Origin of the sequence: Shouchella phoenicis, from assembly GCF_047238345.1 — a bacterium.
Taxonomy (GTDB): domain Bacteria; phylum Bacillota; class Bacilli; order Bacillales; family Bacillaceae_D; genus Shouchella.
This window is the reverse complement of the sequence record NZ_JBDFMQ010000001.1, coordinates 618,298-643,670: the sequence shown is the minus strand read 5'-3', so window position 1 is coordinate 643,670 and position 25,373 is coordinate 618,298. Positions and strand designations below refer to the sequence as shown.

Sequence of the window (25,373 nt, the reverse complement as noted above, 5' to 3'; positions counted from 1 at the left end):
CTATCTATGGCTTTATTTTCCCTTTAATTCACTATAAAAATTCATAAAAAGGTGATGCCGATGCTTTCAACGACTCGTTGCGTACTTTTTACACATGAACATGTGCAACCCGATCATTTGTTAAACATGTATACAAACGAACAAGTTCGACGTTACTTAGGAGGAGCACTCCAACAAGAAACCATCTGTCTTGATACAATTAAGCAGGAAATGAGCGAGCACACATGGGGAATTTATACGCAAAAAAATTTTATTGGTTTGATCTCTCTTGATCAGCATCATGACAAAACAAGTACCGAGATTTCCTATCAGTTTATGCCACACGCTTGGGGAAAAAGGTATGCATTTGAAGTTGCTACTGCCGTCATCGACTATGCTTTCAAGTCCTTACACCTTCCTTATCTTGTCGCCGAAACACAAACAGCCAATCATCGTTCGAGAAAATTGCTAGAAAAACTAAATATGGAGGTTACGGGAACCGTTCAACGGTTCGGAGAATCTCAACATCTATACAAGTTAAGAAATAAAGGAGGCAAGCAAAGTGAGTGAGTCTATCATGGAAACAGATCGTTTAGCACTACGGGCTATGACCCATCATGATGTAGAGCATTTATTAAAGATTTTTTCCGACCCCGAAGCAATGGCCCATTACCCTAAAACGAAAAATGAAGCAGAAACGATGAAATGGATTAACTGGCAACTTCAACTTTATGACACTCAAGGGGCGGGTTTATGGATTGTAGAAGATAAACGAACCGGAACGTTTCTCGGACAATGTGGTCTTGTTCCACAAGTTATTGAGGAAAAAGACGAGCTTGAAATTGGCTATTTGTTCGCAAGAGATTTTTGGGGAAATGGCTATGCGACGGAGGCTGCTTCCGCTTGTCGGGATTTCGCTTTTTCTCGATTGGACCGCAAGCGGGTTATTTCCTTAATTGCTCCACTTAACTATCCTTCCATTCGTGTTGCTAAACGTGTAGGAATGGAGCAAGAAAAACGCATTCTTACATGGGGAAAAGAGATTCTCGTGTTTAGCATGTGGAGAGGGTGAAAAAAGAAGATGCATGCCAGCATCTTCTTTACGTCATTTCTGCTTTATCACGCGTTTGAATTAGATCTGCATCATCTGCGGTGAGACTTCCAGATGATCCTACCGTTAGTGCAACAGCTAACATTGTTATAAGAACAAACTTTTTAATCATTTACTATCCTCTCCTATCGCATTTTGGTACAAACGAGCTCTATGAGCAACTTTCATATACTTCAACGCCAACGAATCATTTCCTTCTTTTTCAGCGTAACCTGAAGCGTCTTCTGCTACTTCTGCAATCTCAAAATCTAAACCGAGTTTTGTTAATCGTTCAATTGCTTCATCCACTAGCTGATAATCATTTTTAATATGCAAGCCTTTTGTCGCTAAACATCGCGCCAGATATTCTTTATTTTGGTAGTAGGTCATTTCCGCTTCTGCTATCTGGAAATATCGTAGTGGCTCATCCTTTTTCCCTTGATTAAATAATGCATTACTTAAGTTATACGACGTTTTCGCTCCGACTAAAGCATCTTTATGCTCCCCGAAAGTTAAAGCCTCTTTAAAATATAGTTCTGCGGATAAATAATCTTTTACGCTTAATTTATTTAAACCTAACACTCTAATTATGACAGCACTAAGTTTCCCTTTCCCTCTCGCCTTTTCTAGAGCCTCTTTTAATAATACCTCACCCTTATCTGGATTATGTAGTTCCTGATATATGGCGGCAAGTATGATCTGACAATTCAGATAAGGTTCAGTATACTGAAGTCGCTGATAAATAACAGATGCTTTCTCCATATAAGAAGAAGCGATTAAGTATTGATTTAAGCGGTAATAGACATATCCCGTATATTGATAGAACTCAGCTTCCTCTGCCTCATCATTCACATGCTCCAGCAATCTACCTGCTCTTTCAAAAGTTTTACAGCTGAACGATACCGTTCATGCACATACTCAGATTGACCACTAATAAAATAATAAAAATACTTGAGCATATTATCAATTTGCGTGATCTCTTCATGCTCCTCCAACAACTCTTCGTCTAGTGTATTTTTATCATAGCTGTTCATAAGCATACTGTGTCTATAGTCAACGAGTGAAAAATATGCCAAAATCTTGTCATTCTTCTCCATTTGACGAATCATTGTTTTTGTTTCATCCCTTAACAACATAGCTTGGTCATACGAACGTGAAACAAGACAACTATACCACTCAACAATCTTGGCACCGACTGCTTCGGATGGTATCTTCACTTGCATTCAATCACCCCTTCTCGTTATTTACTTGTTTTATTAAACATACCACACAAATGGGAAAAATTGTCGATATGATGATATTTCCCAATACAGTCAAAGAACTTGGGAAACGTCCATTTGATGTCTATAGAAAAAACTTATTGACAGATCGGAATTATAAGAATAATATAAAACACAATTCTTACATATATTTTTTAACCTTAATCCCTACTAAATGTATAGGGATACACAAAAAGGAGTGTTGAAATGAGAAAAATCGCGTTCCCTATCCTGGCAATCGGTGTTCTTACTGCGTGTAATACGTCAAGTTCCAGTGATTCTGTTGAACTATTAAACGTTTCGTATGATCCAACTCGTGAACTATATGCGGATGTAGATGATGCATTTATTGATTATTGGGAGGAGGAAACAGGCGAAACGATTAAAATCAATGCTTCTCATGGAGGATCTGGCAGTCAAGCCCGCTCTGTCTTGGACGGATTAGAAGCGGACGTGGTGACATTAGCGCTCGCTTACGATATTGATGTGTTACAAGAACGGGAACTTCTGGATGCAGACTGGCAATCTCAATTTGAAGAGAACTCAGCTCCATATACGTCGACGATTAATTTCTTGGTCCGAAAAGGAAACCCGAAAGACATCAAAGATTGGGATGATCTTATTCGCGAGGATGTAGAAGTCGTGACGCCAAATCCAAAGACATCTGGTGGTGCTCGCTGGAATTACTTAGCAGCTTGGGGCTATGCAGAAGAGGCATACGGTTCAGAAGAGGAAGCACAAACCTTTGTCAGCGACATTTATCAAAATGTAGTTGCACTCGATTCCGGTGCTAGAGGAGCAACGACCTCATTTGTAGAGCGTGGTATTGGTGACGTCTTACTTGCTTGGGAAAACGAAGCGATTCTTGCTGCAAATGAATTAGGCGAAGATGAGTTTGATATTGTAACACCTTCTATGTCCATTTTAACCGAACCACCTGTTGCAATTGTTGACAAAGTAGTTGATCGAAAAGGAACCCGTGACGTCGCCGAAGCCTATTTAGAATTTTTATACACCGATGAAGGACAGCGCTTGATTGCTGAGCACTATTACCGTCCTAGAAACGAAGATGTTCTAGCTGAATATAGCGATTCATTCCCTGAACTCGATTTGTTCACCATCGACGAGAAATTTGGCTCTTGGCAAGAAGCACAAGAAAAACACTTTTCAGACGGCGGCATCTTTGACGAAATCTACCAACCTTAACAAGTAGGAGTCGATTATGAAACGAATATTACCAGGCTTCGGCATTAGCCTAGGATTCACCATGCTTTATATGAGCTTTATTGTCTTTATTCCTCTCGCAGCACTTGTTGTCTTTACGGTTTACAACGGGTGGGATACGTTTTGGAATGCCCTTAATGATCCAAGAGTTTTTGCCGCATTTCGATTAAGCTTCACTGCATCGTTTATTGCGGCACTCATTAATGGTGTGTTCGGCGTATTAATTGCGTGGGTCATGGTTCGTTATACCTTCCCTGGTAAACGATTGATGGATGGGTTAATTGACTTACCTTTCGCCTTACCGACTGCAGTCGCTGGGATTGCCTTAACGAGTCTTTATACCGAAAGTGGCTGGATTGGTTCTTTGCTTGCGCCACTCGGCATTCAAGTTGCATTTACACCACTCGGCGTCACCATAGCGCTTACGTTTATCGGACTTCCTTTCGTTGTTCGAATGGTCGAACCTGTTTTAAAAACCATTGATCAAGAAACGGAAGAAGCATCTGCATTACTGGGTGCTACACCTTTTCAAACGTTTCGAACCGTCATTTTCCCTTTACTCGTCCCAGCGCTACTAGCGGGAATGACGCTGGCGTTTGCGCGGGCACTTGGGGAATACGGCTCAGTCGTATTTATCGCAGGAAACATGCCGATGCAAACAGAGATTGTTCCTCTTCTCATTATGACAAAGCTTGAACAATTTGATTACGGTGGCGCAACGGCAATCGCTGTCGTGATGCTTGTCCTCTCTTTTGCATTGCTCCTAGCAGTCAACGCCCTACAATGGCTCTTATCGAGAAAATTAGGTCAAAGGAGGTTGTCCTAAATGCGTTCTGAAAAAACATGGTTGAGCTATATGTTAATTAGCATTGCATTTTTGTTCTTACTACTGTTTCTTTTTTTGCCGCTCGTCATTATTTTTTCAGGCGCTTTTGCCCAAGGGTTTCAAGTGTTTGTGGCATCGATCACCGAGCCAGATGCGTTATCAGCGATACAGTTAACCCTTCTTGTTGTTGTGATTACGGTTCCGCTTCATACACTTTTCGGCTTAGCCGCCGCATGGGCATTAACGAAATTCCAGTTTAGAGGCCGACAACTTCTAATTACCCTTATTGAAATTCCGTTCGCTGTGTCTCCAGTCATCGCCGGGCTACTCTTTATTCTCTTGTATGGGGTGTACGGTTTCTTCGGAGAATGGCTCGTAGCAAATGGGTTTCAAATCATTTTTGCTTTACCAGGAATTGTGCTTGCAACGATGTTTGTCACCTTGCCTTTTGTTGTCCGTGAACTGATTCCACTTATGGAAGCACAAGGTTCAGAAGCAGAAGAAGCCTCCATTACACTTGGAGCAAATGGATGGCAAACATTCCTTCGTGTCACACTACCATCCATAAAGTGGGGCCTGCTTTACGGTGTGATTCTCTGTACAGCTCGCACCATTGGTGAATTTGGCGCTGTATCCGTTGTGTCTGGAAAAATTCGCGGGAGTACGAATACGATGCCTTTGCATGTGGAAATTCTCTACAACGAATATCAATTTACCGCATCTTTTGCCATCGCAGCGTTGATGTCCCTCTTTGCCATCGTCACCATTTTTGTGAAGCAATGGGTTGAATCTCGACAAGGAAAGGTGAAGACGAAATGACGATCAAAATGACAGGCATCCATAAAGCATTTGGCACAACACCTGTTTTACACAACATAGATTTAGAAGTTGAACAGGGTGAGTTATTCGCTTTATTAGGTCCATCCGGTTCTGGAAAAACCACTTTATTACGTATGATTGCTGGACTTGAAACAGCAAATCAAGGTGATATTCATATAAACGGAAAAAACGTGACAAACCGTTCCCCTCGAGAACGAAAAGTTGGCTTTGTTTTTCAACATTACGCATTGTTTGCTCACATGACCGTCGCCACAAACATTGCATATGGACTCAATGTGTTAAAACGGCGTGAGCGCCCATCAAAACAAGCGATTGCTGCGCGTGTGGAGGAACTGCTAACGCTCGTAAAATTAGATGGACTCGGCAATCGTTTTCCTGCTGAACTTTCTGGCGGTCAGCGTCAGCGCGTCGCCTTGGCAAGAGCCCTAGCCATTAACCCAGATGTCCTCTTGCTCGATGAACCTTTTGGCGCACTCGATGCGCAAGTACGAAAAGAACTTAGACGTTGGTTGCGCACGCTTCACAAACAAACTGGCATCACAACGGTTTTTGTTACCCACGACCAAGAAGAAGCACTTGATGTTGCAGACAAGGTCGTCGTTATGCGGAATGGCGCAATTGAACAAATCGGCACACCCACTCATGTCTATGAAGAACCACAAACACCGTTCGTGTACGAGTTTCTAGGCAACGCCAACCGTTTCTCAGGCCAAGCGAAAGCAGGAACACTTCACATACACGGAGCTGACTGGCAAACCGCCTCAACACTAGAAGAATCTCAAGCAGTCGGGTTTGCTCGTCCACACGAGATTGCCATCTCAACAACATACGAGGGGAAAGCCGACTTAAAAGTCATTGTTCAATCCATTCATCCAGTTGGCCCCATCGTGTTCATTGAAGTGAAACACGAAGAACAAAACGAAATGATTGATATCCAACAACCAAAAAAACATCTAGCCGATCTCAATTTACAAGTTGGCGACACCGCCTATATTCGTCCAGAAAAAATTGGCGTCTTCCATGTTGACGACTATGTGATTTAGAATCGCGAAGCAAAAGAACCTATACGAGTATATAGGTTCTTTTCATCCTGTCATCTCAGCTCCCTCAGTTAAAAAGCTAGTGAATTTTAGAGGTGTGTATGTAGAAAAGTGACCGTCTCGTCCCACGATTGCTGCGCAACATCCGCATTTATTTTTCTCGTTCCACCAAATGTTAACGTCATGAGCGCGTTACTCTCTTCCACTGTTTGCGGTAGGTTAGGCAAACTACTCGGAAATGCAGCAAAATGTCCAGCACCAGAATGAAGAATAAATTGATTATCCTTGCTATACGCATGATCATATAAGTCTGCTTTCATTCGATTCAGAAAAAGCTCAGCTGGCTGTACATGGTCATCTGTTCCAGCAAATAGCATGATCGGAGCTTGAATGTTCTGGACAGGGATGGAATACAACGCCAATCTTTCGTTATCCTGTAGACTCGCTTTCATCGTCTCTATACCGGAATAAGGTTTTCGCGATATCAAATGTCGGAAAAAGGACACTGTATCTTTAAATTCTCTTTCTACAGCATAGAATTCATAAGGAACCTGTTTATAGGTCCACGCAGATTTTTTTGTAGGTTGAAAGTTGATCATTCCAGAAAAGATAACGGAGCTTGCCCCAGATGCAATCACCGCTTTTACTTTCGTATGATTGGATGCGTATAGAAGCGCAAGTTCTGCACCTCTCGAGTGACCAATGATGGCGAGCCTATCCTGATTAACATTCGTGCGACTCTCCAAAAAAGAAAATGCATGATCTACATACTCGAGCGGAATATGTTCAATTCCTTTAGGCAATCCTTCTTTTCCAAAGTACGCTAACGCAAGAACGGCATACCCTTCTGAAGCTAATATTGCAGCTGCCGACTCATGCACAGCACCATCCGAACCGCCTACGATAATAATTGCTGGTAAATCGGTTTGATCTTCTGGATAAAATAACGAGCCAACAACATCATCTTGCAACGCTTCTTTTATGATAGGTTTCTCTAGGAACGTTCTTTCAAACGACTTATTTGCTAAAAGTTCGCCGTTAGAGCTATATAGATTCATATCAAATATGATCGCCTCAGCCGAATGTTTTACGAACATTCGGTTTTTCTTCCCTACACTCATCGACCAAATCATTCCCAAATAATCAACTGATTCATAGTCGCCGCTAACCGGTTTAAACGTAGCTACATCAATCCATCCATTCTCATCGCTTTCAAACACAGCTTTTGATATAAAAACATTGTCTTTGTCGTCTTTAGTTTCCAATGTCATCCTAAACGCGGTTTTAGGTTCCCCGGTCTCAATTTTTACAGATAAGGGTTCTAGTATACTCGCTTTTTCTTTTACGTGGATTTGTATGTTTGTAGTTAACTGACTCATGTAGACCTCCTAAAAAACCTTTCATTTCTCTCCGATACGCAATATAAGGAGAAAAGATTAAATATGCTCATCAAGATGCAACCACATCTATTTCCATTCTAATGTGATCAATTCTTATTCTCGATGGCAATTGCTAACCCAACGTTCTATAGCTTTTTACTGGCATGCACCGAATCTCCCTGAATGATGCCTGAATCTACAAAACCACATGAGGCATATACTGTCCTTGCTATGGCATTCTTTCTATGATAGAAAAGGTCCACATACTCTGCTTCTCCCAAGGGCATCTGTTTAATTTCAGTCAATATTTTTTCGATTGCAAGCTTACCATATCCCCTTCCTTGATAACGCTCTCCAATCATAAAATGCCAGATAAAATAGCATTTTTTCCCGTAGAAAGCTGTATTCTTAAATGATTCATGGTCTGTCGTATCATATGTATACATTAAAAAGCCGACCACTAATTCATCTACGTAAATAGCAAAGGGCGTGGCCGGTATCCCATCTGCGTTCAAAACATAAGCGTCTGCAATGCTCCTAAGGTTCGTCGTTTCAATAAAGGGTTGTTGACCTTCTCCAACTTCAAGTGCAATGACTTGGTCAATGTTGTCCTCAGTTATTCTTTTCAGTTCAATCATTTTTTCTCCTTTCGTACTAGCTATAGAGAAGTGAAAGTTTAATGCTCCTTTTTCTTTTCAACCAGATCGCCAAAACGACGTTCAAGAAAACTACATTCTCTACGATTCTTCTAAAACTGGGAACGTTTTAACGTCTAATAGCTCTAAATCCTTTATTGAGAGCTCACTTAATTGATTTTGAAAATCATCAAAGTCTAAGGCACGACCAACGATAGTACGATTTAATTTGTCTTCGATCCAATAAGTATATTCTCCAGTCGGTTTGCCTCTTTTTAAAAGCTCTTGCTCTGCGATGATATAGCGGTCATTTTCATTGATTCGAACAACCATTTCTGGTATAACCGTACTTCCACTCGTATTTGTTCCAGTCTCATCATAAATCAGCTTTGCGTTATAAACAGAAATATACATAACAGAATAGCCATCTTGTAAGAGGTAAGATTTGTTCCCTAATCCAGCACAACCAACTAAAGTGATGAACATAATAAAAAGATAACGAATCGTTCGTTTCATGTTTTCATCTATTTCCCAACTGCCTCTTCAATGCGCGAATTTGTCCACGATGATTCATTTCATCTTCCATAACATGAAACCATACATAATAATTGTTGTAGGGAACCCCGTTGTCCCAGTTGTGCTCTTCAAATAACCATGTATCGTCTTTAGATTTGAGGAGAGCTAGCGTTTTTCCCCTGACCTCTGATAATGTATCGAGATAATAGTTAAGTGAATAACCGGTTATTTCTTGCCTTGCCTTACTACCTAAGGATAATGCCATCCCCCATTTTTTGATTTCTTCTAAAGTTAAATCCCTTTTCTCAAAAGAAATAACCTGGTGGACAAATTCTATTGAAGCAATGTGAAATAAGAGGCTGCCAATTGAATTTGCGTGTTGGGAAGGCAAGTAGTCTAACTCAGATTGATCGAATGAAGAAATTTCACTTAACGTAACTTGCCTAGCGTGTTCAAGCATGCTCACAAGTTCACCTATCTTATCCGTGTAGTTTTCAACTGGTCTTATCCTATAATCAATCATTCATCTGCCTCCAATGATAGAATCCTAGCTATCGCTTTTCTTAGACCCGTGTTTAATAGAATCTGCCACTTTTTTTGGAGAATCCCAGTGAACCATATGGCCGGCTTCATCTATTGGAACGATTGTAACGTTTTCAATATGCTGCTTTAGTTCCCTTATCCCTTTACTTCTCGCTTCATTTAAATCTTTTGGCAACGTTGCACAAATTAATAGTAATGGTGACTGTATGTACGGGTACGTTCGTTGAAAACTTTCTTTGAAAAAAGCTTTAATAATGGATAATACCGTAAACGTTGAACTAATTAGTTGATAGGTTTCTTTTCGATGAAAAAGCGTTCTTACCATTTGTTCTTTTTCCTCATTCCAATCCGCTGTATAGTGCTTGTACGCCTCAACGACACCCGTCCAAGTGTCAAAAGTCGACGAATGATCCATATAATGATTCCACGCATCATACACGTTCAAAAAAGTCATGTCTTCCTGAAAATCTGGAAACGTATAACCACCATCTAGCAAGATGACGCCTTTTATCTTTTCAGGATATTTTTTTGCATAATGTAATGCAATGTCTGCTCCCCAAGAATGCCCTAAAATATAAAAAGGCTCTTGTACAATTTGTTGAAAAACGTTGTCATACCAGTCGGCAAGATTTTAGAAAAGATAATCTGTTTCTTTTTTAAAAGAACTTGCTTTTCCATGACCTGGACTATCAAACGAAATGAGATGATACTCATCTTTTAGATATTCAGCTAATTCGGAAAAGACGGCACCTGTATTCGCAAGTCCGTGTAAACAAACCATTGTTGTTTTTTTGTTCGTCCCTCACTCGTAATAATGAACGTGAGATTCATTGATTTTAAGATTCGTCGTTTTCATAACCGCTCTCCTTCATTTGTGTCCAGCACATGCATAGCTCATTTTCACAAATTCAAACAGACTTCCGTTTGTTTCTTGCATGCAGGTCCCATCGGGTATAAATCCTGCTTGTTGATAGACTTTTATTGCTCTTGAATTAAAAGTGGCAACTGCGAGGTTAAGTTCTTTCGGTTCATACTTCATTCTTGCAAAATTCATGCCCGCTCTTAAAAAAGATAATCCCCCTCCTTCGCCAGTCCGCTCTGGTTTCATCCCTAATCCAACTTCAACAGCTTCATCTTTATGATTGAAATAGAAAAAGCCGACTTCCTCTTTTCTTTTTTTCACCATATAGTAATGATCTCCACGTTCTTGAGGGTTCAAAAAAGCAGCCAAGTCTTCTTCATCAGCTTCCATATCATAAAATGAATAAATTCCTTCATAATGCCAGGATGATGCGATGTTCTCTGCTTGCCCTTGTGTCATAACAGTGAATTCATAAGCCATGGTACATCCCCCTTACTTAATAGAACTTGACCCGTTAAAAAAGTAAGAACTACGTTGAACCTATTTTTGGTACTGTTCGATTTCTTCTGCCGGGTATGCTCTCGTCCAATGGTATGGCTGTAGCTCTTTTAAACGGACAAAAGTTAACAAATTGTCTGTCGTGGTCACGCCCACTTTGACGTCCTCTCCCCAAAATCGAAGCCTCTCTTGGCACACACCACAAGGAGACAGCACTTTAAAAGGACTCGTTTCATCATCACGCACAACACATATACAATGGGTCACGCGCTTATTGTATTTATGCGCATCACACATCCCGCCTACCTCAATACATAAATCCACACTTGCATTTGCTGTTTCAATTGAGACACTCGTAAAATAGTGGTCATCATCGGTTCGTATAATGGCTACGCCTCCCCAACCGCTCGGGTATCTCTCTGGGATAAAGGCAATTGCTTTTTGATACATTGCCAACTCAATTTTTTTCTCGCTGTCCATAAAGTCCCTGCTTTCTTCTTTGCGCTCAACCATTTTGGTCTCTCATTTTAATGGCAAACTCATTGAAAATGTTTTTACGTTAAAACCCAATTTTTCGTACAATTGAATAGCATCATCATTTCCTGAGAATACATTCAGGGCTACTTCATCATATCCTTCTTCTCTTACTTGATTGATAGCCGCAGTCATTAAACGCTTAGAAATTCCATTTCCTCTATACGCTTCGATCACATAAAGTTCATATATAAATCCGTTTATAGAATCAGTAAACTGATCTTTATTCGTGCCAACCAGAATCCACCCCATCAACGTTGTATCTTCAACAGCAATTAAATAATAACTCCCTCTTTCTAATAGCGGAGTGATGAGATTGTCGATTTTTTCTTTAGTTAGCTTAACAGCACCTAAGGTCCCCTCCAAGATAGATTGCGGAGACAGTTCTCTGATTGTTTCAATTTCTACATCGTTTGGCTGTCTAATTTCCATTGAATTCCTCAACCTTTCTCTTTTTGTGTAACTCTTTTAACCATATGCACAGAATTCTCCAATACAGAGAACCCGTTATTTTGATAAAACTGAAACGCAGGAACATGTTTCTCGGTAGCTAAAATGATACATGCAACGTCTTGATCCTGTAAGAAACGATCGGCTAAATGTAAAAAAGTGCGACCCGCGCCTTGGTTCTGTTTGTTTTTAGCGATAAAAAATTCCTTAATAAAGTACTCTCTTCCTTCCCACCAGTTAAAGATATAGCCTAATGAACAACCAATTAGTTCATGTCGTTCATCATATAAAGCAAGAGAAAGCGAATTCGTGTTATCCGTTAAATCTTTTAAATAGGCATCTAATTGTGCTTGATTATCCCACTTATCAAACCAAGGATGACTTGAAAATACATCTCGAAACAATTCTTTCATTTTTTCAAAATCCTTCATTTCTAAGTATTTTATTTTCATATGAATCTCCTCACAAAGTGAATGTATGTCAGTAATGATTGTTCTCTCATCAATCTCTTTAGTAAAAAATGATTTGTAATAGTACCTGCTCGTTATTAAAAAGTAACCTCTGCTTAAAAGGTTACCTCGTTAAAGGCAACCCACTTACAATCATCATCTTTTCCGAAGAATTTGGTCATTCACAAATGCTTGTAAAAAGATTGTTTCATGTTGATTTGGCTCTCTTTTAAACGTGGATATAAAGGAATTCGTTGCCTCATCCATAAAAGGTGATGTGGTTACTTGGTTTGTAGAGAGGAGTTCGTTCCAATACACGTTCATTTCTTCTTGATCACAGATTGATTCATGTCCAAGTATAAAGTACTTGGCATCGTATTTCTGAATCTCTTCTATCATTGGAATTAAGTGATCCTGCTTATAATGAAAAAGAGAACGGGTTGTCGCTCCATAAGCACTGTCACCAAGAAACAACACGTTGTCATCAGGTACATAAACAATCGTTGAGTCATCCGTGTGTGTCGATGTTATGGTTTCCAACATACAAACCTTATTACCTAGGTCAATCTTAAGCGATTCTTGAAAAACAAGATCTGGACATTGTAAGTTAAATGACTCTCTCTTCGGTATTTCATCAGCTATAATCTGTAGATGTTTTTCGCTTACCATCATGGCGTCTACTAATTTATGAAGGTCATCGTCATGAAAGGAGACACTTCGCCATTTATGCAGTATCTGATCCGTGAGATGATTGACGATTACAATTGCATCTTCAAACTCATTCATTCCTAGAAAATGGTCCCAATGTCCATGGGTAATGACAACATATTTGACAGGAGGTACATTCATCAACTTCATTTGTTTTATAAAATCTTGCGCATGCTTCGATGAATTCCCCGCATCAATTACAAGGCTATAATCATCGCCACAAACTAAACCTAAGGCTGGTCGTTCTTTTGTATCGTCATTAAGTAAATAATAAGTAGCATTCGTTATTTTATTAAGCATGTTCATTCTCCTCTATTATTTATATCTAACAGATACGAGAGAAAATCTACACGCTTAAACAAGCTTATTAAATTGTAGATTTTCTATTAAACTTGCTCTACCATTGGACCTACCTCCTTACTATTTTTCGATATTATAAAAGAATAATGAGCAGGCAACACACGCACATTAAAGCAGATAAAGGTGTCATAACTTTTTTCTCTTTATCACTTTTAGAAAAGTAATTTGCTACAGTATTTAGAAATAAAAATCCCGTAATGAGCCAAACAAAAATGGTCACAGGAAGAAAGTCAAACCCGTTTATGACTCCAGTATATTGCAAAAATAGAACGTTCATCATGAGTAGTATGATCGCGTTACACATACTGACGATACGTAGTTTTAAGGGTAAAATTTTATAAAATCCGCCCATGGCGAACTCCCCCAACGGAAAGCCAAGCGCAAGAAACACCTGAAAAACACTGATAGACAAAAATAATAGTGTTACTAAAATGGTTAATAGGAGTAAAAGATCCATTGTGCGCCTCCAGAATGTAAATAATAGGAAAGGTCACTTGTTCATCATAGCATAGTACATAACTAATAAAATAATTATTCTTTATTTATTGATAATTAACCTAAAAATCTATACAGTTTAATTGACATCGCCTAAATAAACAGGTGAAGGAATAAGATGATTATATTTTTTAAGGTGTCCCTTTAACTCTTTAGGATAGATACGATAATGCGAAAGTTCTTTCATATCGAGCCACTCAATCCCCACTTGATGGGAATCTGGGAGAATAGGAACAGAATCGAGACTTTGCTCGATTAAGTGGCAGACGAAGAAATAGTCAAGTTGATGCACATCGGAATCAAAAGAAGCATGCTCATGATTCTTTCCAATGTACTCTCGAATATGGAGAAGCTCTTTCACTTCGACTTCTGCCCCAATTTCTTCTAGGCACTCTCGAACCAATGCCTTATGTAAGGTCTCACCATGCTCTTGTCCCCCAGCAGTAAAAAGATAAAAAAATCCCTCAGCATCTTTATTTTTTGTTAACAAAAGCTTGTCATCTTTTATAATCACCGCTCTTGCTGCGTTTCTCACATTCATGAGCTCTTCTCCTCTCCACATTTTTTTATCCATTAACCAACCTCGATAACGTGACACCGACAATGACTCCCGCCGCTGCGATTAACACGTATAAAACGTATTTTTTCTTCATACTAGCACCTCCCACATACGTTTATTTAAGCTGACTCGTATCAGCTACGGATTCGTACCATTTAGGTTTCACGCTCGCAAAATAATTATGGTCGTCTAGCACGACATCGATCTTGTCTAGCATGTCGCTTAAATGGTCTGGGACTGTTCGCAATGTCCATACGACGGTAGAGAACACACACATCGCTAAGTAAAGGGCATATAATGTCCAAAACGTTTCATCTGGTTCTTGATTTTGAAAATATCCTTTTATTTGGCCTTTTGAAAACGGAATGCTGACTTGGCGGGTAAACATGCCCACCTTAAGAAATTCGTGGACGGGATCTCCCCAATCATATCGATTAAAATCAACGATACCTGCAAATTTTCTTTCGTTCACAATTATGTTTCCAAGATGAAAATCGTCATGCTGAAACAGATTAGGTCTTTGCTTCATTAGATGAATGTGGTCATCAATAAACCTCATAATTTTATCGTCGTGGGTAATCTTAATCTCGCATGCTACATAAGCATCGATGTAATTCTTATGCTTTTCGACTTTCCTTTTATACCAAGAAGTGACGTGGGCTGGCGCAGGTATTTGATGCATCCTCTTTAATTCTTTTCCAGCCCTATACCCGAGGTCATATTGTTCTTGAAGGGAATACGTCTGAATGTTTTCTTCTGCATCCTGCCCCTCTATGTAAGAGGTGACCATATAACCTCGGTCTCCAATTACCCCCATTTCCATTGGTTTTGCGCAAGCTACACCACAGGCCTTCAGCTTTTCTAGCATCGAATATTCCACCTGCTTGGAATCGTACTCTCCTTTATGAAAGATTCGAAGGAGTACCTTTTCTCCTTTTGGCAAATGGATGCAGTATTTTTTATCTGAAGAGAAGCCTTTTGTCATTTCCACACTCTTACGGTAACGACCTATAAGAGGAATTTGTTCAAGTAAGTCTTTCATATTCTTACCTCCATAACATTTTTACAATTGTAACAATTCATTCTACCTGCTAATCTTATGTATGAGAGAAACAAATAGCTTTATTTCACTGTATCTAGGGGGGATCAATATGAACACTCATGCAACCTGGTCAAAATTGTTTGAAGCGCAGCGAGAAACTCAATTTTCTGGAAGTATTTATGTGAGCAAACGAGACCAAGCGCTCTTTTCAGATAGCTTTGGCTATGCCATTCATTCTGAAAAAATTAAAAACCAGCCGAAGACACGTTTTTCCATAGCATCTGGCTGCAAAATCTTTACATCCGTTGCCATTTGTCAGTTAGTGGCAGAAGGGAAGCTTGCCTTCACTACAAAGTTAAAGGATTGTGTAGCCATACCATTTCCTCATTTCGATGACAACATCACCATTCATCACCTGCTCACGCACACGTCGGGCATCCCTGATTATTTTGATGAAAGTGAAATGGACGATTACGAAGAATTATGGATAGAGTATCCGATGTACCGAGTTCAATCGCCAAGAGATTTTTTGCCACTGTTTCAGCATAAACCTATGAAAAAAGAAGTCGGCAGTCCGTTTACATACAATAATTCCGGTTATATCCTTCTTGGGCTTGTGATTGAAGAGGTTAGCGGAATAAAATTTGTGGATTATGTTGAAGAAAAAATCTTTAAACCGGCCGGTATGAGCGAGTCAGGATATTTTTCAGCCGACGCGTTACCAGCTGATGTCTCCATCGGTTACATAAAAAAAACAGATGGTACATGGAAAACAAATATCTTTTCATTACCTGCTACAGGCGGCCCTGACGGTGGTGCTTACGTTACAGCCCCCGATATTGGACGTTTCTGGAAAGCATTAATGAATGAAAAGCTTTTATCGGGTGATATGGTACGCACATTGATGACGCCTCACGTCCCTGTTGACGACGATCTTTATTATGCTTATGGTGGATTTCAGCAATCAAATGAATCAGGTATGATAAAATACATTCAAATGGGTTACGATCCTGGCGTCAACTACCGTTCTGTTTATTATCCAAAAGAAGATTTAACCATTGTTGTTTGCTCAAACAAATCAGACGGTGCTTTTGAAATTCTTGAAGAAGTGGAACAACTTACCGTACATTTATAAAATTGTCGTGAGGGCTGATGGTTTATTAGCCCTTGTTTATACTTTAATGAGTTTTATTGCCGTTGAGACTCACACAATAATCACTTGCCATTCGCAGACTTCAGTCATTCCGGTTTTTTCATACACACTTTTTGCAGCAGGATTATTGTAAAACAAGTAGGGATACTTCCCTTCACGCAACAATGCTGAAAATAACTTACATAATACGTCTGTTCCAAGCCCCTTTTTTCTATAATCAACGCTTGTTAATACACCCACGACAATGGCACTGTGCTTATCTTCTGCTACAGTTGAGCAAGAGGCAACCATTCTTCCATCCATTTCTAAATAAAGCGTTCTCCCGTTTCCATTCTTCAATTTTCCTAATTCACTTTGAATATAGGTATCTCGATCAACAAGCAACGTCTCGTTATATTCATTGGCAGATGAGAACAAATCATAGTGTTTGTTTATTTCCTCTACGGTTTGAAGGGCTTTCACTTGATCGCTTCTTTTTTCTTTCGTTGAAATCTTTTTCACGACTCCTAAATAAGAGAGTGTCGTTTCTTTCGCATGAATGTAAGCCAAAAATTTCCCCATAAACATCTTTGGTCCACTTAACTTTGAATAAGACAACCTTTTTAGCAATGGTTCAAAAATCTCAATATCTCTATCCGTATTTGTAAAATAAGTGATATTATTATAGTTATTCAGTAATAACGATACTAATTGATTGTCTTCATACTCACCATAAACGGTAAAATTTCCTTTGTATTCGTGGCGGATCATACCATCAATGATGAAATAATAATGATTTTTTTCGTCTCCAAATAACTGTAAAACATCTTCATGATCGTTTATTGTTAGTCTCTTCAGCTTCATCTATCAGCACCCCTTGCACATACGGGCTATATTTTCAGAAATTTCCCTTTGTTTATTTTATCATAAAATAAACTCAATCTTACTCTTAGAAAGAGCAATCATGTTAGAAATTGTACGTTGTGGTAAAGAGTTAGTACGAATTAAACATAAGAGGTGATCACATTGGCAGGTCATTGGAAAAAGTATTTTATCCTAATCGTTCCAACTTTATTGTTAGGTGTCTCTATTCTCTATCTTACTGATAACCTCATTGTACCGTTAATCATTATTAGCTGTTTTTGGGCTATCTTTTATCTTTGGGTCTATCTCGAAAAAAAGCAAGGTAAGAATGAATCTTCTTAGAATCACATGACAAAAAGGCTACTAAAGTGTCTTCTCAGACAATTTTAGTAGCCTAAAATCGTTTTATGCGCTTTTTCCATAACGTTCGTCTTGAATCGATTCAAGTGAACGTCCACGTGTCTCTGGTGCCATTGTTATACCAATGATTAGACTGATTACCAAGAAGACAATCATAATGATTCCTGCTGCCTGAAAGCCAATCCCAGTAATCATCGCCGGCACTACCAGTGAAATTAAACCAACGCCGATCCGTACGGCAAAGAACATAAACCCTTGCGCCTGCGCGCGATACTTTGTATGAAATAATTCGCTGGCAAACAAAGCATAAAATGCCTGTGCGCCAAAGCCTGCTGCGATTCCCCAAAGCGTCACAAACAGAATCAATTCAACAATGCCCATACCACCAAAGGTTAAGATCATCCAAGCAACGATACCCATGACGCTTCCGATTCCAAATAGGAGCTTTCGATTGACTTTGTCACCAAGTCGAATGAACACAATATACGTGGAAATGACCGTAAAGGTCCAGAGTACACCTTGCAAGAGGTTGGCTTGTGCGGCCGTTAATCCACCAACGGTTTCATAGATGTAAGGCATAAAATAACCCATTGTTCCTGCGACGAGATTCCAGAAAAGGTAGATACCAACTAAGAAAACAAGCGCTTTCACATTTGCTTTTACTGTAAACAGATCTTTCATTGATCCTTTCTGAACCTGCTTACCTGCTGCACGAATTACTTTTTCTTTCTGTTGTTCCTCTTCCCAAATCGTAGATTCGTTGATTTGCTGCTGCAAGATCCAAGTAATAATCGCGACAACAAAGAGCTGTGCAAAGATTAGCCTGCTGCCAAGTAAACCGAGTGGTGCTAAAGCAACCGATAAAAACAGTGTAATTGCCGGACCAATCGACCAAGCAAATTGACTCCAACCAACCCTTGCTGCCCGTTCTTTAGGCGGTGCCTCTTCTGCTATATAGGTCCAAGCTGCTGGTATGAGCGCACCAACAGCGATTCCGACCACAATGTAGCCAATAAGCAACATTGGGAAATTGAATGCGAAAATAATAAACAACATTCCGATCATATAAAGCAATAAATCATATTTATAAATAAATTTACGACCGTAACGGTCCACAAAGTACCCACCTAATAGTGCACCGATTGCCGCTCCAAAGCCATTGGCACTAAGCGCGCCGAGTAATCCAACCCACATATCTGTCAGCTGTAAATACTCAACCCATAGCGTTAATCCGCCTGCACCAGCAACAATTGCCCCTGCTTCGAGGTAATTAGACATTGCCACAGTAATGGTTGCTTTCATTCCCTTATTTTTCGCTGCCATTCATTTGCCCTCCCTTGTTAAGCCAAATAAAATACTTCTGTTAAATTGATTGATACAGGGCTGTTATTTTTATTCGTTTCCATCAATGGTTCCATATACGCCCACCACTTTTGACAGATGTCCGTTTCGGAAACGCGTGCGTAGACGGCTTCATCTTCTACACGTAAATAAGCAAACAACTGACCTGTGTCCTCTAACAGAAAAATTGAATAATCACTTACGCCATGCGTCTTTAACATCTCTTCCATTTCTGGCCATAGTTCGTCATGTCGTTTTTTGTACTCTTCATAGTGATCTTTATATACATGCATAACGGATGCTTTTCGTATCATCATCAATTTCCCCTTCCAAAAAGTAAGCGGTTACGAATTTGTTGCAAAATCTCCCTCTACTCGAAAGCAGAGGGGGTTATTTCTTATCGTGTGAACGCCGCTGGTACGCCACCATCGACGGTTAACATGCAGCCGGTTGTTTTTTCTGCTTTTGATGAAGCAAAGAACAGAATCGCTTCCGCTATATCCGTAGGAAAGATGTGCACACCGAGTGTTGTTCGTTTTTTATAATGATCATCTAGTTCTTCCGGTTTAATCCCGTAAGCGGCTGCTCGCTCTTCGCGCCAGGCAGAATCCCAAATTGCGGACCCTTGTAACACTGCATCTGGCAGAACCGTATTAACACGAATGCCAAACTCGCCACCTTCTGCCGCTATACAGCGAGCAAGATGGGCTTCCATTGCTTTTACTGCGCTATATGCAGAAACGTTTTTGCCTGCATAAACCGAGTTTTTCGATCCAATAAAGACCATGCTTCCGCCAGTTCCTTGCGCCTTCATTTGCGAAAATGCTTCTCGAGCAACAAGGAAATAGCCTGTCCCAAGCACATCCATGTTCAGCTGCCATTCTTTTAATGTTGTCTCGTCAAATGCACTTGATGTCGCAAGACCTGCATTGTTCACAATGATGTCCACACCACCGAATGCACGGGCTGCTTCAGCAAAGGCAGCCTGAATGGCTTCCTCATTCGTCACGTCCATTTTAAGCGCAATCGCTCGTCCTTCTCCAAACGTTTCATTGATTTCAGTTGCCACTTTTTCGGCACCGTCTAGGTTCAAATCAGCTAAAACAACATGCGCACCAAGGCTTGCAAATTGACGACATGTTTCACTACCGATTCCACCGGCTCCCCCTGTTACAAAAGCGACTTTACGAGAAAACTCCGCTTCTTTTGGGGCAAGTGACAGCTTGTAAAGCTCAAGCGGCCAGTACTCAATCGCGAAGGATTCAGCTTCATTTAGCGATACAAATGAACCAAGAGCCGTCGTACCACGCATGACCGAAATCGCTCGTGTATACAGGGCACCACTAACGTTGGCATTTGCTAGAGATTTCCCAGTATTAATCATGCCAATGCCAGGAATAAGCAATACCCGTGGGGACGGTTCAAACATTTGATCTCCATCATTGTGATTCCGTTCAAAATAAGCGATATACTCTTTTTGATAATTCATCACGCCTAATTTAATTGCTGCGATTAGCCCTTCTACATCATCCTCACTTGGAGACCACTCAACGTATAATGGAATTCGCTTAGTGTGTACAAGATGATCGGGACAAGCTGCGCCAACTTGTGAGAGAGTATTCACATCTTGACTGTTCACAAACTCAAGTGTAGCCTCAGAATCGTCGTACGTTAAAATCATTGGTGTTCCCTCATAAGCAACAGTTCCACGAATGATTGGCATAACCTTTGCAAGAAGAGATTCACGAGTCTGTTTTGCTAGTGAACTGTACTTCTCTCCGCCAAAAACAGCTTGATCTCCGCGTTTCTCAGCAATAAACTGTTCGGCTTCGTTAATGACTGAGATCGTTTTATCGTAGCTTTCTTTTGCTGTTTCGCCCCAAACGACAAGCCCGTGTTTTTCCATCAGTACTAATTCTGCTTGCGGATTTGCAGCAACGCCTTCAGCAATCATTTTTGAAAGGGTGAAACCAGGTCGAATATAAGGCACCCAAACATAACGATTCCCAAATAGTTCTTCTGCCAACTCCCTTCCATTTTCCGCGCAGCAAAGGCTAATAATCGCATCAGGATGGGTATGATCAACATGTTTAAACGGAAGGAAAGCGTGTAAAAGTGTTTCAATCGATGCACGAGGATGGCTATGATCAATCATGCAATGGCTCAAATACGACACCATTTCCTCATCGCTCATTTCCTCCCTTTCTAGCAGGGGACGAACATCATCCAGACGTAACGCTGTGAAATTTTCAGCCCCCATCGTTGCCAGATCAGAACCGCTTCCTTTCACCCACATGAAGTCTACTTCTTCACCACGAAAATCGATTTCTTTTGTTTTCATAGACGTATTTCCACCGCCCCAGTTACAGACGGCACGGTCGCTCCCGATCAAGTTTGATCGGTAGACAAGTTCTCCAAGACCCGATTCTATTTTCTTTGCTTCTTCTTCATTCCATAACTGTTGGACCATTTTTGTCTCACCTTTCTATTAACTGCTAAACTGTTTGGATTTCTTTACGCTTAAACTGAACGTTCTGTTCATACGTTTTTACATCGTCAAGCCAATCTGTTTCAATGAACACACCTTGCTCTTTACAATAGGCATCCCACATATCGCCAAACGGATAGGTTTTTAACTGTTCTTGTAAAGCGAGACGGGAAGTAAAGTCTCCCTCTTCCTGTAGTTTCTTCATATAATCATGCGGCATAAGTGCTGCATTTAAGAGCGCTTTAACCATATTACGTGTCCCGATAGCCCATGCTGCGACACGATTAATACTGGCATCAAAGAAATCAAGTCCGATATTGACTCGGTCAAGTGCATCATTCCGAACAAGTTCAATCGCAATTTCCTTCAGCTCATCGTCAAAGGTGACGACATGATCGCTATCCCAACGGACAGGACGTGAGACATGTAACGCCAGTTGGTCATGAAACAGCAACATCGCCGATAATTTATTTGAAACCATTTCCGTCGGATGAAAATGCCCCGTATCAAGCAAGCACAGTTTGCCGCTCTGATTTGCATAATTCATGTAGAATTCATGCGACCCGACAACGAATGCTTCTGAACCGATCCCGAACAGTTTGCTCTCCACAGCATCGATGACTAGTGACGAATCATAGCCCACCTCATAAATCGCATCAAGGGACTCTTTCAGGCGACGTCTAGGTGTCAAGCGGTCACTAGGCGTATCCTTATAGCCGTCAGGTACCCAAATGTTAACGAGTGAAGGACTGCCCAGTTCTTTTGCGAAATAAGCCGCGATTTCTCGGCTTGCTTTACAGTGGTTAATCCAAAACATGCGAATGTCTTTGTCCGGATGGGCAAGCGTTAAGCCATCATCTGCCTTCGGATGACCAAAAACAGTTGGATTAAAATCAAGACCAATGCCAAGTTTCTTCGCCCAATCGACCCACTTTTTGAAATGCTCCGGTTTAATCTCGTCCCGTTCAACGACAACTCCATCCGTTTCTGCATACATCGCATGAAGATTGACGCGGTGTTTCCCTGGAATCAGGCTTAGTGCTTTTTCAAGATCCGCACGCAGCTCATCGCCATTACGGGCACGACCTGGATGATTTCCTGTGACATCAATGCCACCTGATAATTCATTTTGAACGGTTTCCGTACCGCGCAAATCATCGCCTTGCCAGCAATGAACGGAAATCGGGACGCGTGACACTTTTTCAAATGCCGCCTCTACATCCACTCCTAATCGTTCGTACTGCTCTTTTGCACTTTCAAACCTTGTCTGCATAGCGTTGCTCGCTCCTTTGCGGTTGATATTCTTCTACTTGAAACGACTGTTTTATCATTGATCGACCTTCTTCCAACGAAACGATTTCGCCAGCCGCAATCCATTGCATCAACAGATTGCCTACTGCCGTCGCTTCGCTCGGCCCAGCAAGCACCGTTTTACCCGTTCGATCTGCAAGCAGCTGATTGAGCTGGGCGTTCTGAGAACCTCCGCCAATAATGTGAATCTGTTCATACGTTCGCTCAATCGTTTCCTCAATCTGCTTTATTGCTTTTTCATAACTAACTGCCAAACTCTCATAGATGCATTTTGCTAAGTCACCTGGTGAAGTAGGAATTTCTTGTTCAGCTTCACGACAGGCAGACTGAATCTCATCAATCATATTGTCTGGCTTTAAAAACCGACGCTGATCAACATCTACTTTTCCAGAGTAGGTGGACGTTTGACTCTCCTTTGCCAGATCAGCAAAGCTCCACTCGTCAGGGAGAAGACGCTGCACTTCTTGAATCATCCACAAGCCCATAATGTTTTTCAAAAACCGAAAGCGATAGTTGACACCGCCTTCATTTGTGAAGTTATCGTTCATCGCTTTCGTTATACAAATAGGGAACGGATTTTCGATGCCAATGAGTGACCACGTGCCTGAACTAATGTAAAGAGACGTCTGCCATTCAGGAACAGCAGCGATCGCCGATGCTGTATCGTGGGTAGCCGGCAAGATTACATCAAGACTCACGCCTAACTCTCGCTGTAAGTCAGCTTTAAGTGGACCCAGCTTCGTCCCAGGTAAATGAATGTCCTGAAAAATGTGCGTCGGTAAACCCATTTCTGTTAGTAAGTCTTCATCCCACTTTTTTGTAAACGCGTTCATTAACTGCGTTGTTGTAGCATTGGTGTATTCGTTTGTCTTTCTTCCTGTTAATAGAAAATGTAGATAATCCGGTACCATTAAAAACGTTTGCGCATTCTCAAGTATGTCAGGCTGGCTTCTCTTTATAGCTAACAATTGATAGAGCGTGTTAAACGGTTGAAACGCAATACCCGTCCGCTCATAAAGGACTTCTTTGCCGTAAACATCGATCACGTCTTCCATGATCCCATCAGTCCGCGCATCACGGTAGGACACGGCTTCCGTTAACCGATGATCGTGTTCATCCAACAAGACAAAATCAACCGCCCACGTGTTAATTCCAATGCTTGTTGGATTTAAGCCTTGCTCCACACTTGCTTTAATACCTCGTTTAATTTGCTCATACAAGTAGTCAATGTCCCAGCAGAAATAACCTTCTTTTAGCGTTGCCCCGTTTTTAAACCGATGGACTTCTTTGAGCTCCAAATTGTGTCCCGTTGTCCACCCAGCCATTACTCTACCGCTGGATGCCCCGATGTCTACAGCTAACCTTGATTTGATCAAATGGTTCCACCTCGTTTTCTCAAGGAGATTGTGCCTTCATATTAAGCGTTTACAAACAAAAGCACTATGGCGCTATTCATCTAAAAACTGTCGTTATGTGCCTCTTAACAAAAAAAGACAAGCTCCCTTTTACTCTTGGGGAGCTTGTCTTTTCCGATATGCCAGCGGCGTCTGCTCGAATTTTTTCTTGAAAATTTGATAGAAATAGCTAAAGTTATCATAACCGACCTCTTCGGCTATGACTGAAACGGGGAGATCTGACTGCACAAGCATTTCCCTTGCTATATCAAGTCTTTTCTCCTGTAAGATTGCTTTAAACGTCTTGCCAGTCCGCTTCTTTATGAGCTTACTTAATAAATAATGCGGTTGATTTAGCCGTGCGGACAGTTCAGTTAGCGTCGCTTGCTTGTATTGTTCATGGATATAGGAAAGTGCTTCTCTTAGCCATTGATTTTGTAACGTCCCTTCATAATCCCCTTCTAATGTATCCGCTTTCTTTGTCAGTTCAATAATTAACATACCGACGTGTAGCTTCGTGGTTGCTTGGGAAAACGCATCCGGATTCATAATCTCTTCCACCATTTTTTGTAACAACATTTGAATCGATTCCTCTTCCGCACACTTAAAGTAAAGAAATTGTCCAAACCCGTTACCGCCGTGAACACTGTCTATAAGAAATGAATAAAGCGGACCTTCAACATTCAAAAACGAGAAAATAAAATTAAAAAAAGAAGGCTGAATAATAAAATTGATGACGATATCTTCTGTATCACACGCATCAATTTGGTGCTCAATATGCTGATTTAAAACAACAAGTTCACCTTTTTTTAAATGAACATCCTGTTCACCAATTTTCTGTTTTAAACTTCCGTTATACACATAATTAAGTTCAATGTAGTCATGCCGATGCTTCGGGAAATCAATAAACCGTGTATGTTTACGAACCATGATCTCCGAACCAGGGGCAAGGAATTTGTTCGCCTCGATAATGAAACTTTGCTTTGACGTATAGCGAGCCTGCATCACTTGACGATATTGAAGCGTCTCCCGTTCTTCTTCCGTAAGCGCTAACATTTTTTCCAATAATGACATGGCAGTCCTCACTTTCACTACTATGAATATAAGTCTAGCAATCTATGCTTACTCACATTATACATAGCTGAAACTAAAGCATCACCATTCTTTTCAAGGTATTTTTTTCCACAAAAATTCT

General features: G+C 40.6%; 29 protein-coding genes and 1 pseudogene. 7 read left to right on the top strand and 23 right to left on the bottom strand.

Features of this window, described 5'->3' with window-relative positions; genetic code table 11:
* Positions 1–60 precede the first annotated feature (60 nt).
* Both ABC361_RS03660 and ABC361_RS03655 read left to right on the top strand, forming a co-directional pair.
* A complete protein-coding gene (locus tag ABC361_RS03660; protein WP_413072722.1) occupies positions 61–549 on the top strand; it encodes a GNAT family N-acetyltransferase in 489 nt (162 codons plus the stop codon).
* On the top strand, positions 542–1,051 hold the full coding sequence (locus ABC361_RS03655) for a GNAT family N-acetyltransferase (protein WP_413072721.1): 510 nt from the start codon (positions 542–544) through the stop codon (positions 1,049–1,051). The genes ABC361_RS03660 and ABC361_RS03655 overlap by 8 nt, the downstream gene beginning before the upstream one ends.
* Before the next feature lie 28 nt (positions 1,052–1,079).
* Here ABC361_RS03655 and ABC361_RS03650 read toward each other — a convergent pair whose 3' ends face one another.
* From ABC361_RS03650 to ABC361_RS03640, 3 genes are read right to left on the bottom strand one after another with little or no spacing between them, the layout of a single operon-like run.
* Positions 1,080–1,202: a hypothetical protein gene (locus tag ABC361_RS03650; RefSeq protein ID WP_413072720.1), complete on the bottom strand. Its 123-nt coding sequence runs from the start codon at positions 1,200–1,202 to the stop codon at positions 1,080–1,082.
* The gene (locus ABC361_RS03645; RefSeq protein WP_413072719.1) at positions 1,199–1,933 is read right to left on the bottom strand and encodes a hypothetical protein; all 735 of its coding nucleotides are present in this window, start codon (positions 1,931–1,933) and stop codon (positions 1,199–1,201) included. The genes ABC361_RS03650 and ABC361_RS03645 overlap by 4 nt, the downstream gene beginning before the upstream one ends.
* Positions 1,918–2,292: a response regulator aspartate phosphatase gene (locus ABC361_RS03640; RefSeq protein WP_413072718.1), complete on the bottom strand. Its 375-nt coding sequence runs from the start codon at positions 2,290–2,292 to the stop codon at positions 1,918–1,920. Before ABC361_RS03640 ends, ABC361_RS03645 begins: the two co-directional genes overlap by 16 nt.
* Positions 2,293–2,535: 243 nt before the next feature.
* Here ABC361_RS03640 and ABC361_RS03635 point away from each other — a divergent pair, with 243 nt between their 5' ends.
* The 4 genes from ABC361_RS03635 to ABC361_RS03620 are packed head-to-tail and all read left to right on the top strand — an operon-like array spanning position 2,536 to position 6,261.
* Positions 2,536–3,534, top strand: a complete 999-nt coding sequence (locus ABC361_RS03635; RefSeq protein ID WP_413072717.1) for a sulfate ABC transporter substrate-binding protein — start codon at positions 2,536–2,538, stop codon at positions 3,532–3,534.
* A 16-nt stretch (positions 3,535–3,550) separates the two neighbouring features.
* Complete coding sequence (gene cysT / locus ABC361_RS03630; protein ID WP_099302488.1) at positions 3,551–4,378, top strand: sulfate ABC transporter permease subunit CysT; 828 nt, start codon at positions 3,551–3,553, stop codon at positions 4,376–4,378.
* Positions 4,379–5,197 carry a sulfate ABC transporter permease subunit CysW gene (gene cysW, locus ABC361_RS03625; RefSeq protein ID WP_413072716.1) on the top strand — a complete coding sequence of 273 codons (819 nt, stop codon included), beginning with the start codon at positions 4,379–4,381 and terminating at the stop codon, positions 5,195–5,197.
* Positions 5,194–6,261, top strand: a complete 1,068-nt coding sequence (locus ABC361_RS03620; protein WP_413072715.1) for a sulfate/molybdate ABC transporter ATP-binding protein — start codon at positions 5,194–5,196, stop codon at positions 6,259–6,261. The genes cysW and ABC361_RS03620 overlap by 4 nt, the downstream gene beginning before the upstream one ends.
* 86 nt (positions 6,262–6,347) lie before the next feature.
* Here ABC361_RS03620 and ABC361_RS03615 read toward each other — a convergent pair whose 3' ends face one another.
* The 13 genes and pseudogenes from ABC361_RS03615 to ABC361_RS03555 all read right to left on the bottom strand — a co-directional run bounded on the left by ABC361_RS03615 (position 6,348) and on the right by ABC361_RS03555 (position 15,288).
* Positions 6,348–7,637, bottom strand: coding sequence for an acyl-CoA thioesterase/bile acid-CoA:amino acid N-acyltransferase family protein (locus tag ABC361_RS03615; protein WP_413072714.1), 1,290 nt, complete (start codon positions 7,635–7,637; stop codon positions 6,348–6,350).
* 146 nt (positions 7,638–7,783) lie between these two features.
* Positions 7,784–8,275 (bottom strand): GNAT family N-acetyltransferase, encoded by a 492-nt coding sequence (locus ABC361_RS03610; RefSeq protein WP_413072713.1) that lies wholly within the window; start codon positions 8,273–8,275, stop codon positions 7,784–7,786.
* A gap of 99 nt (positions 8,276–8,374) precedes the next feature.
* Entirely contained in the window at positions 8,375–8,788 is a 414-nt protein-coding gene (locus tag ABC361_RS03605) for a DUF3997 domain-containing protein (RefSeq protein WP_413072712.1), read from the bottom strand.
* A 4-nt stretch (positions 8,789–8,792) separates the two neighbouring features.
* The gene (locus ABC361_RS03600; protein ID WP_413072711.1) at positions 8,793–9,311 is read right to left on the bottom strand and encodes a DinB family protein; all 519 of its coding nucleotides are present in this window, start codon (positions 9,309–9,311) and stop codon (positions 8,793–8,795) included.
* A gap of 24 nt (positions 9,312–9,335) precedes the next feature.
* A pseudogene (locus ABC361_RS03595) lies at positions 9,336–10,112 on the bottom strand (alpha/beta fold hydrolase).
* Between the two features lie 87 nt (positions 10,113–10,199).
* Positions 10,200–10,673, bottom strand: coding sequence for a GNAT family N-acetyltransferase (locus ABC361_RS03590; RefSeq protein WP_413072710.1), 474 nt, complete (start codon positions 10,671–10,673; stop codon positions 10,200–10,202).
* 60 nt (positions 10,674–10,733) lie between these two features.
* The gene (locus ABC361_RS03585) at positions 10,734–11,204 is read right to left on the bottom strand and encodes a cytidine deaminase (protein ID WP_413072709.1); all 471 of its coding nucleotides are present in this window, start codon (positions 11,202–11,204) and stop codon (positions 10,734–10,736) included.
* 9 nt (positions 11,205–11,213) lie between these two features.
* Positions 11,214–11,657, bottom strand: coding sequence for a GNAT family N-acetyltransferase (locus tag ABC361_RS03580; RefSeq protein WP_413072708.1), 444 nt, complete (start codon positions 11,655–11,657; stop codon positions 11,214–11,216).
* A gap of 8 nt (positions 11,658–11,665) precedes the next feature.
* Entirely contained in the window at positions 11,666–12,127 is a 462-nt protein-coding gene (locus ABC361_RS03575) for a GNAT family N-acetyltransferase (RefSeq protein ID WP_413072707.1), read from the bottom strand.
* Positions 12,128–12,280: 153 nt separating this feature from the next.
* Positions 12,281–13,132, bottom strand: coding sequence for an MBL fold metallo-hydrolase (locus ABC361_RS03570; RefSeq protein ID WP_413072706.1), 852 nt, complete (start codon positions 13,130–13,132; stop codon positions 12,281–12,283).
* Between the two features lie 133 nt (positions 13,133–13,265).
* Entirely contained in the window at positions 13,266–13,649 is a 384-nt protein-coding gene (locus ABC361_RS03565) for a hypothetical protein (RefSeq protein ID WP_413072705.1), read from the bottom strand.
* Between the two features lie 117 nt (positions 13,650–13,766).
* Positions 13,767–14,228 carry an NUDIX domain-containing protein gene (locus ABC361_RS03560; protein ID WP_413072704.1) on the bottom strand — a complete coding sequence of 154 codons (462 nt, stop codon included), beginning with the start codon at positions 14,226–14,228 and terminating at the stop codon, positions 13,767–13,769.
* 133 nt (positions 14,229–14,361) lie between these two features.
* Positions 14,362–15,288 carry a phosphotransferase family protein gene (locus ABC361_RS03555; protein WP_413072703.1) on the bottom strand — a complete coding sequence of 309 codons (927 nt, stop codon included), beginning with the start codon at positions 15,286–15,288 and terminating at the stop codon, positions 14,362–14,364.
* A 109-nt stretch (positions 15,289–15,397) separates the two neighbouring features.
* On the opposite strand from ABC361_RS03555, the gene ABC361_RS03550 reads away from it, so the two are divergent.
* On the top strand, positions 15,398–16,423 hold the full coding sequence (locus ABC361_RS03550) for a serine hydrolase domain-containing protein (protein ID WP_413072702.1): 1,026 nt from the start codon (positions 15,398–15,400) through the stop codon (positions 16,421–16,423).
* A gap of 69 nt (positions 16,424–16,492) precedes the next feature.
* Here the strand turns inward: ABC361_RS03550 and ABC361_RS03545 are convergent, their stop codons facing one another.
* The 7 genes from ABC361_RS03545 to ABC361_RS03515 form a co-directional block, all read right to left on the bottom strand.
* Positions 16,493–17,284 (bottom strand): GNAT family N-acetyltransferase, encoded by a 792-nt coding sequence (locus tag ABC361_RS03545; RefSeq protein ID WP_413072701.1) that lies wholly within the window; start codon positions 17,282–17,284, stop codon positions 16,493–16,495.
* A 405-nt stretch (positions 17,285–17,689) separates the two neighbouring features.
* A complete protein-coding gene (locus ABC361_RS03540) occupies positions 17,690–18,967 on the bottom strand; it encodes an MFS transporter (RefSeq protein ID WP_413072700.1) in 1,278 nt (425 codons plus the stop codon).
* Between the two features lie 17 nt (positions 18,968–18,984).
* The gene (rhaM, locus tag ABC361_RS03535) at positions 18,985–19,299 is read right to left on the bottom strand and encodes an L-rhamnose mutarotase (RefSeq protein ID WP_054793487.1); all 315 of its coding nucleotides are present in this window, start codon (positions 19,297–19,299) and stop codon (positions 18,985–18,987) included.
* Positions 19,300–19,382: 83 nt separating this feature from the next.
* Positions 19,383–21,455, bottom strand: a complete 2,073-nt coding sequence (locus tag ABC361_RS03530) for a bifunctional aldolase/short-chain dehydrogenase (protein ID WP_413072699.1) — start codon at positions 21,453–21,455, stop codon at positions 19,383–19,385.
* Between the two features lie 25 nt (positions 21,456–21,480).
* On the bottom strand, positions 21,481–22,746 hold the full coding sequence (rhaA, locus tag ABC361_RS03525; protein WP_413072698.1) for an L-rhamnose isomerase: 1,266 nt from the start codon (positions 22,744–22,746) through the stop codon (positions 21,481–21,483).
* On the bottom strand, positions 22,730–24,160 hold the full coding sequence (gene rhaB / locus ABC361_RS03520; RefSeq protein WP_413072697.1) for a rhamnulokinase: 1,431 nt from the start codon (positions 24,158–24,160) through the stop codon (positions 22,730–22,732). Before rhaB ends, rhaA begins: the two co-directional genes overlap by 17 nt.
* Before the next feature lie 129 nt (positions 24,161–24,289).
* Positions 24,290–25,252 carry an AraC family transcriptional regulator gene (locus tag ABC361_RS03515; RefSeq protein WP_413072696.1) on the bottom strand — a complete coding sequence of 321 codons (963 nt, stop codon included), beginning with the start codon at positions 25,250–25,252 and terminating at the stop codon, positions 24,290–24,292.
* Between the last annotated feature and the right edge of the window lie 121 nt (positions 25,253–25,373).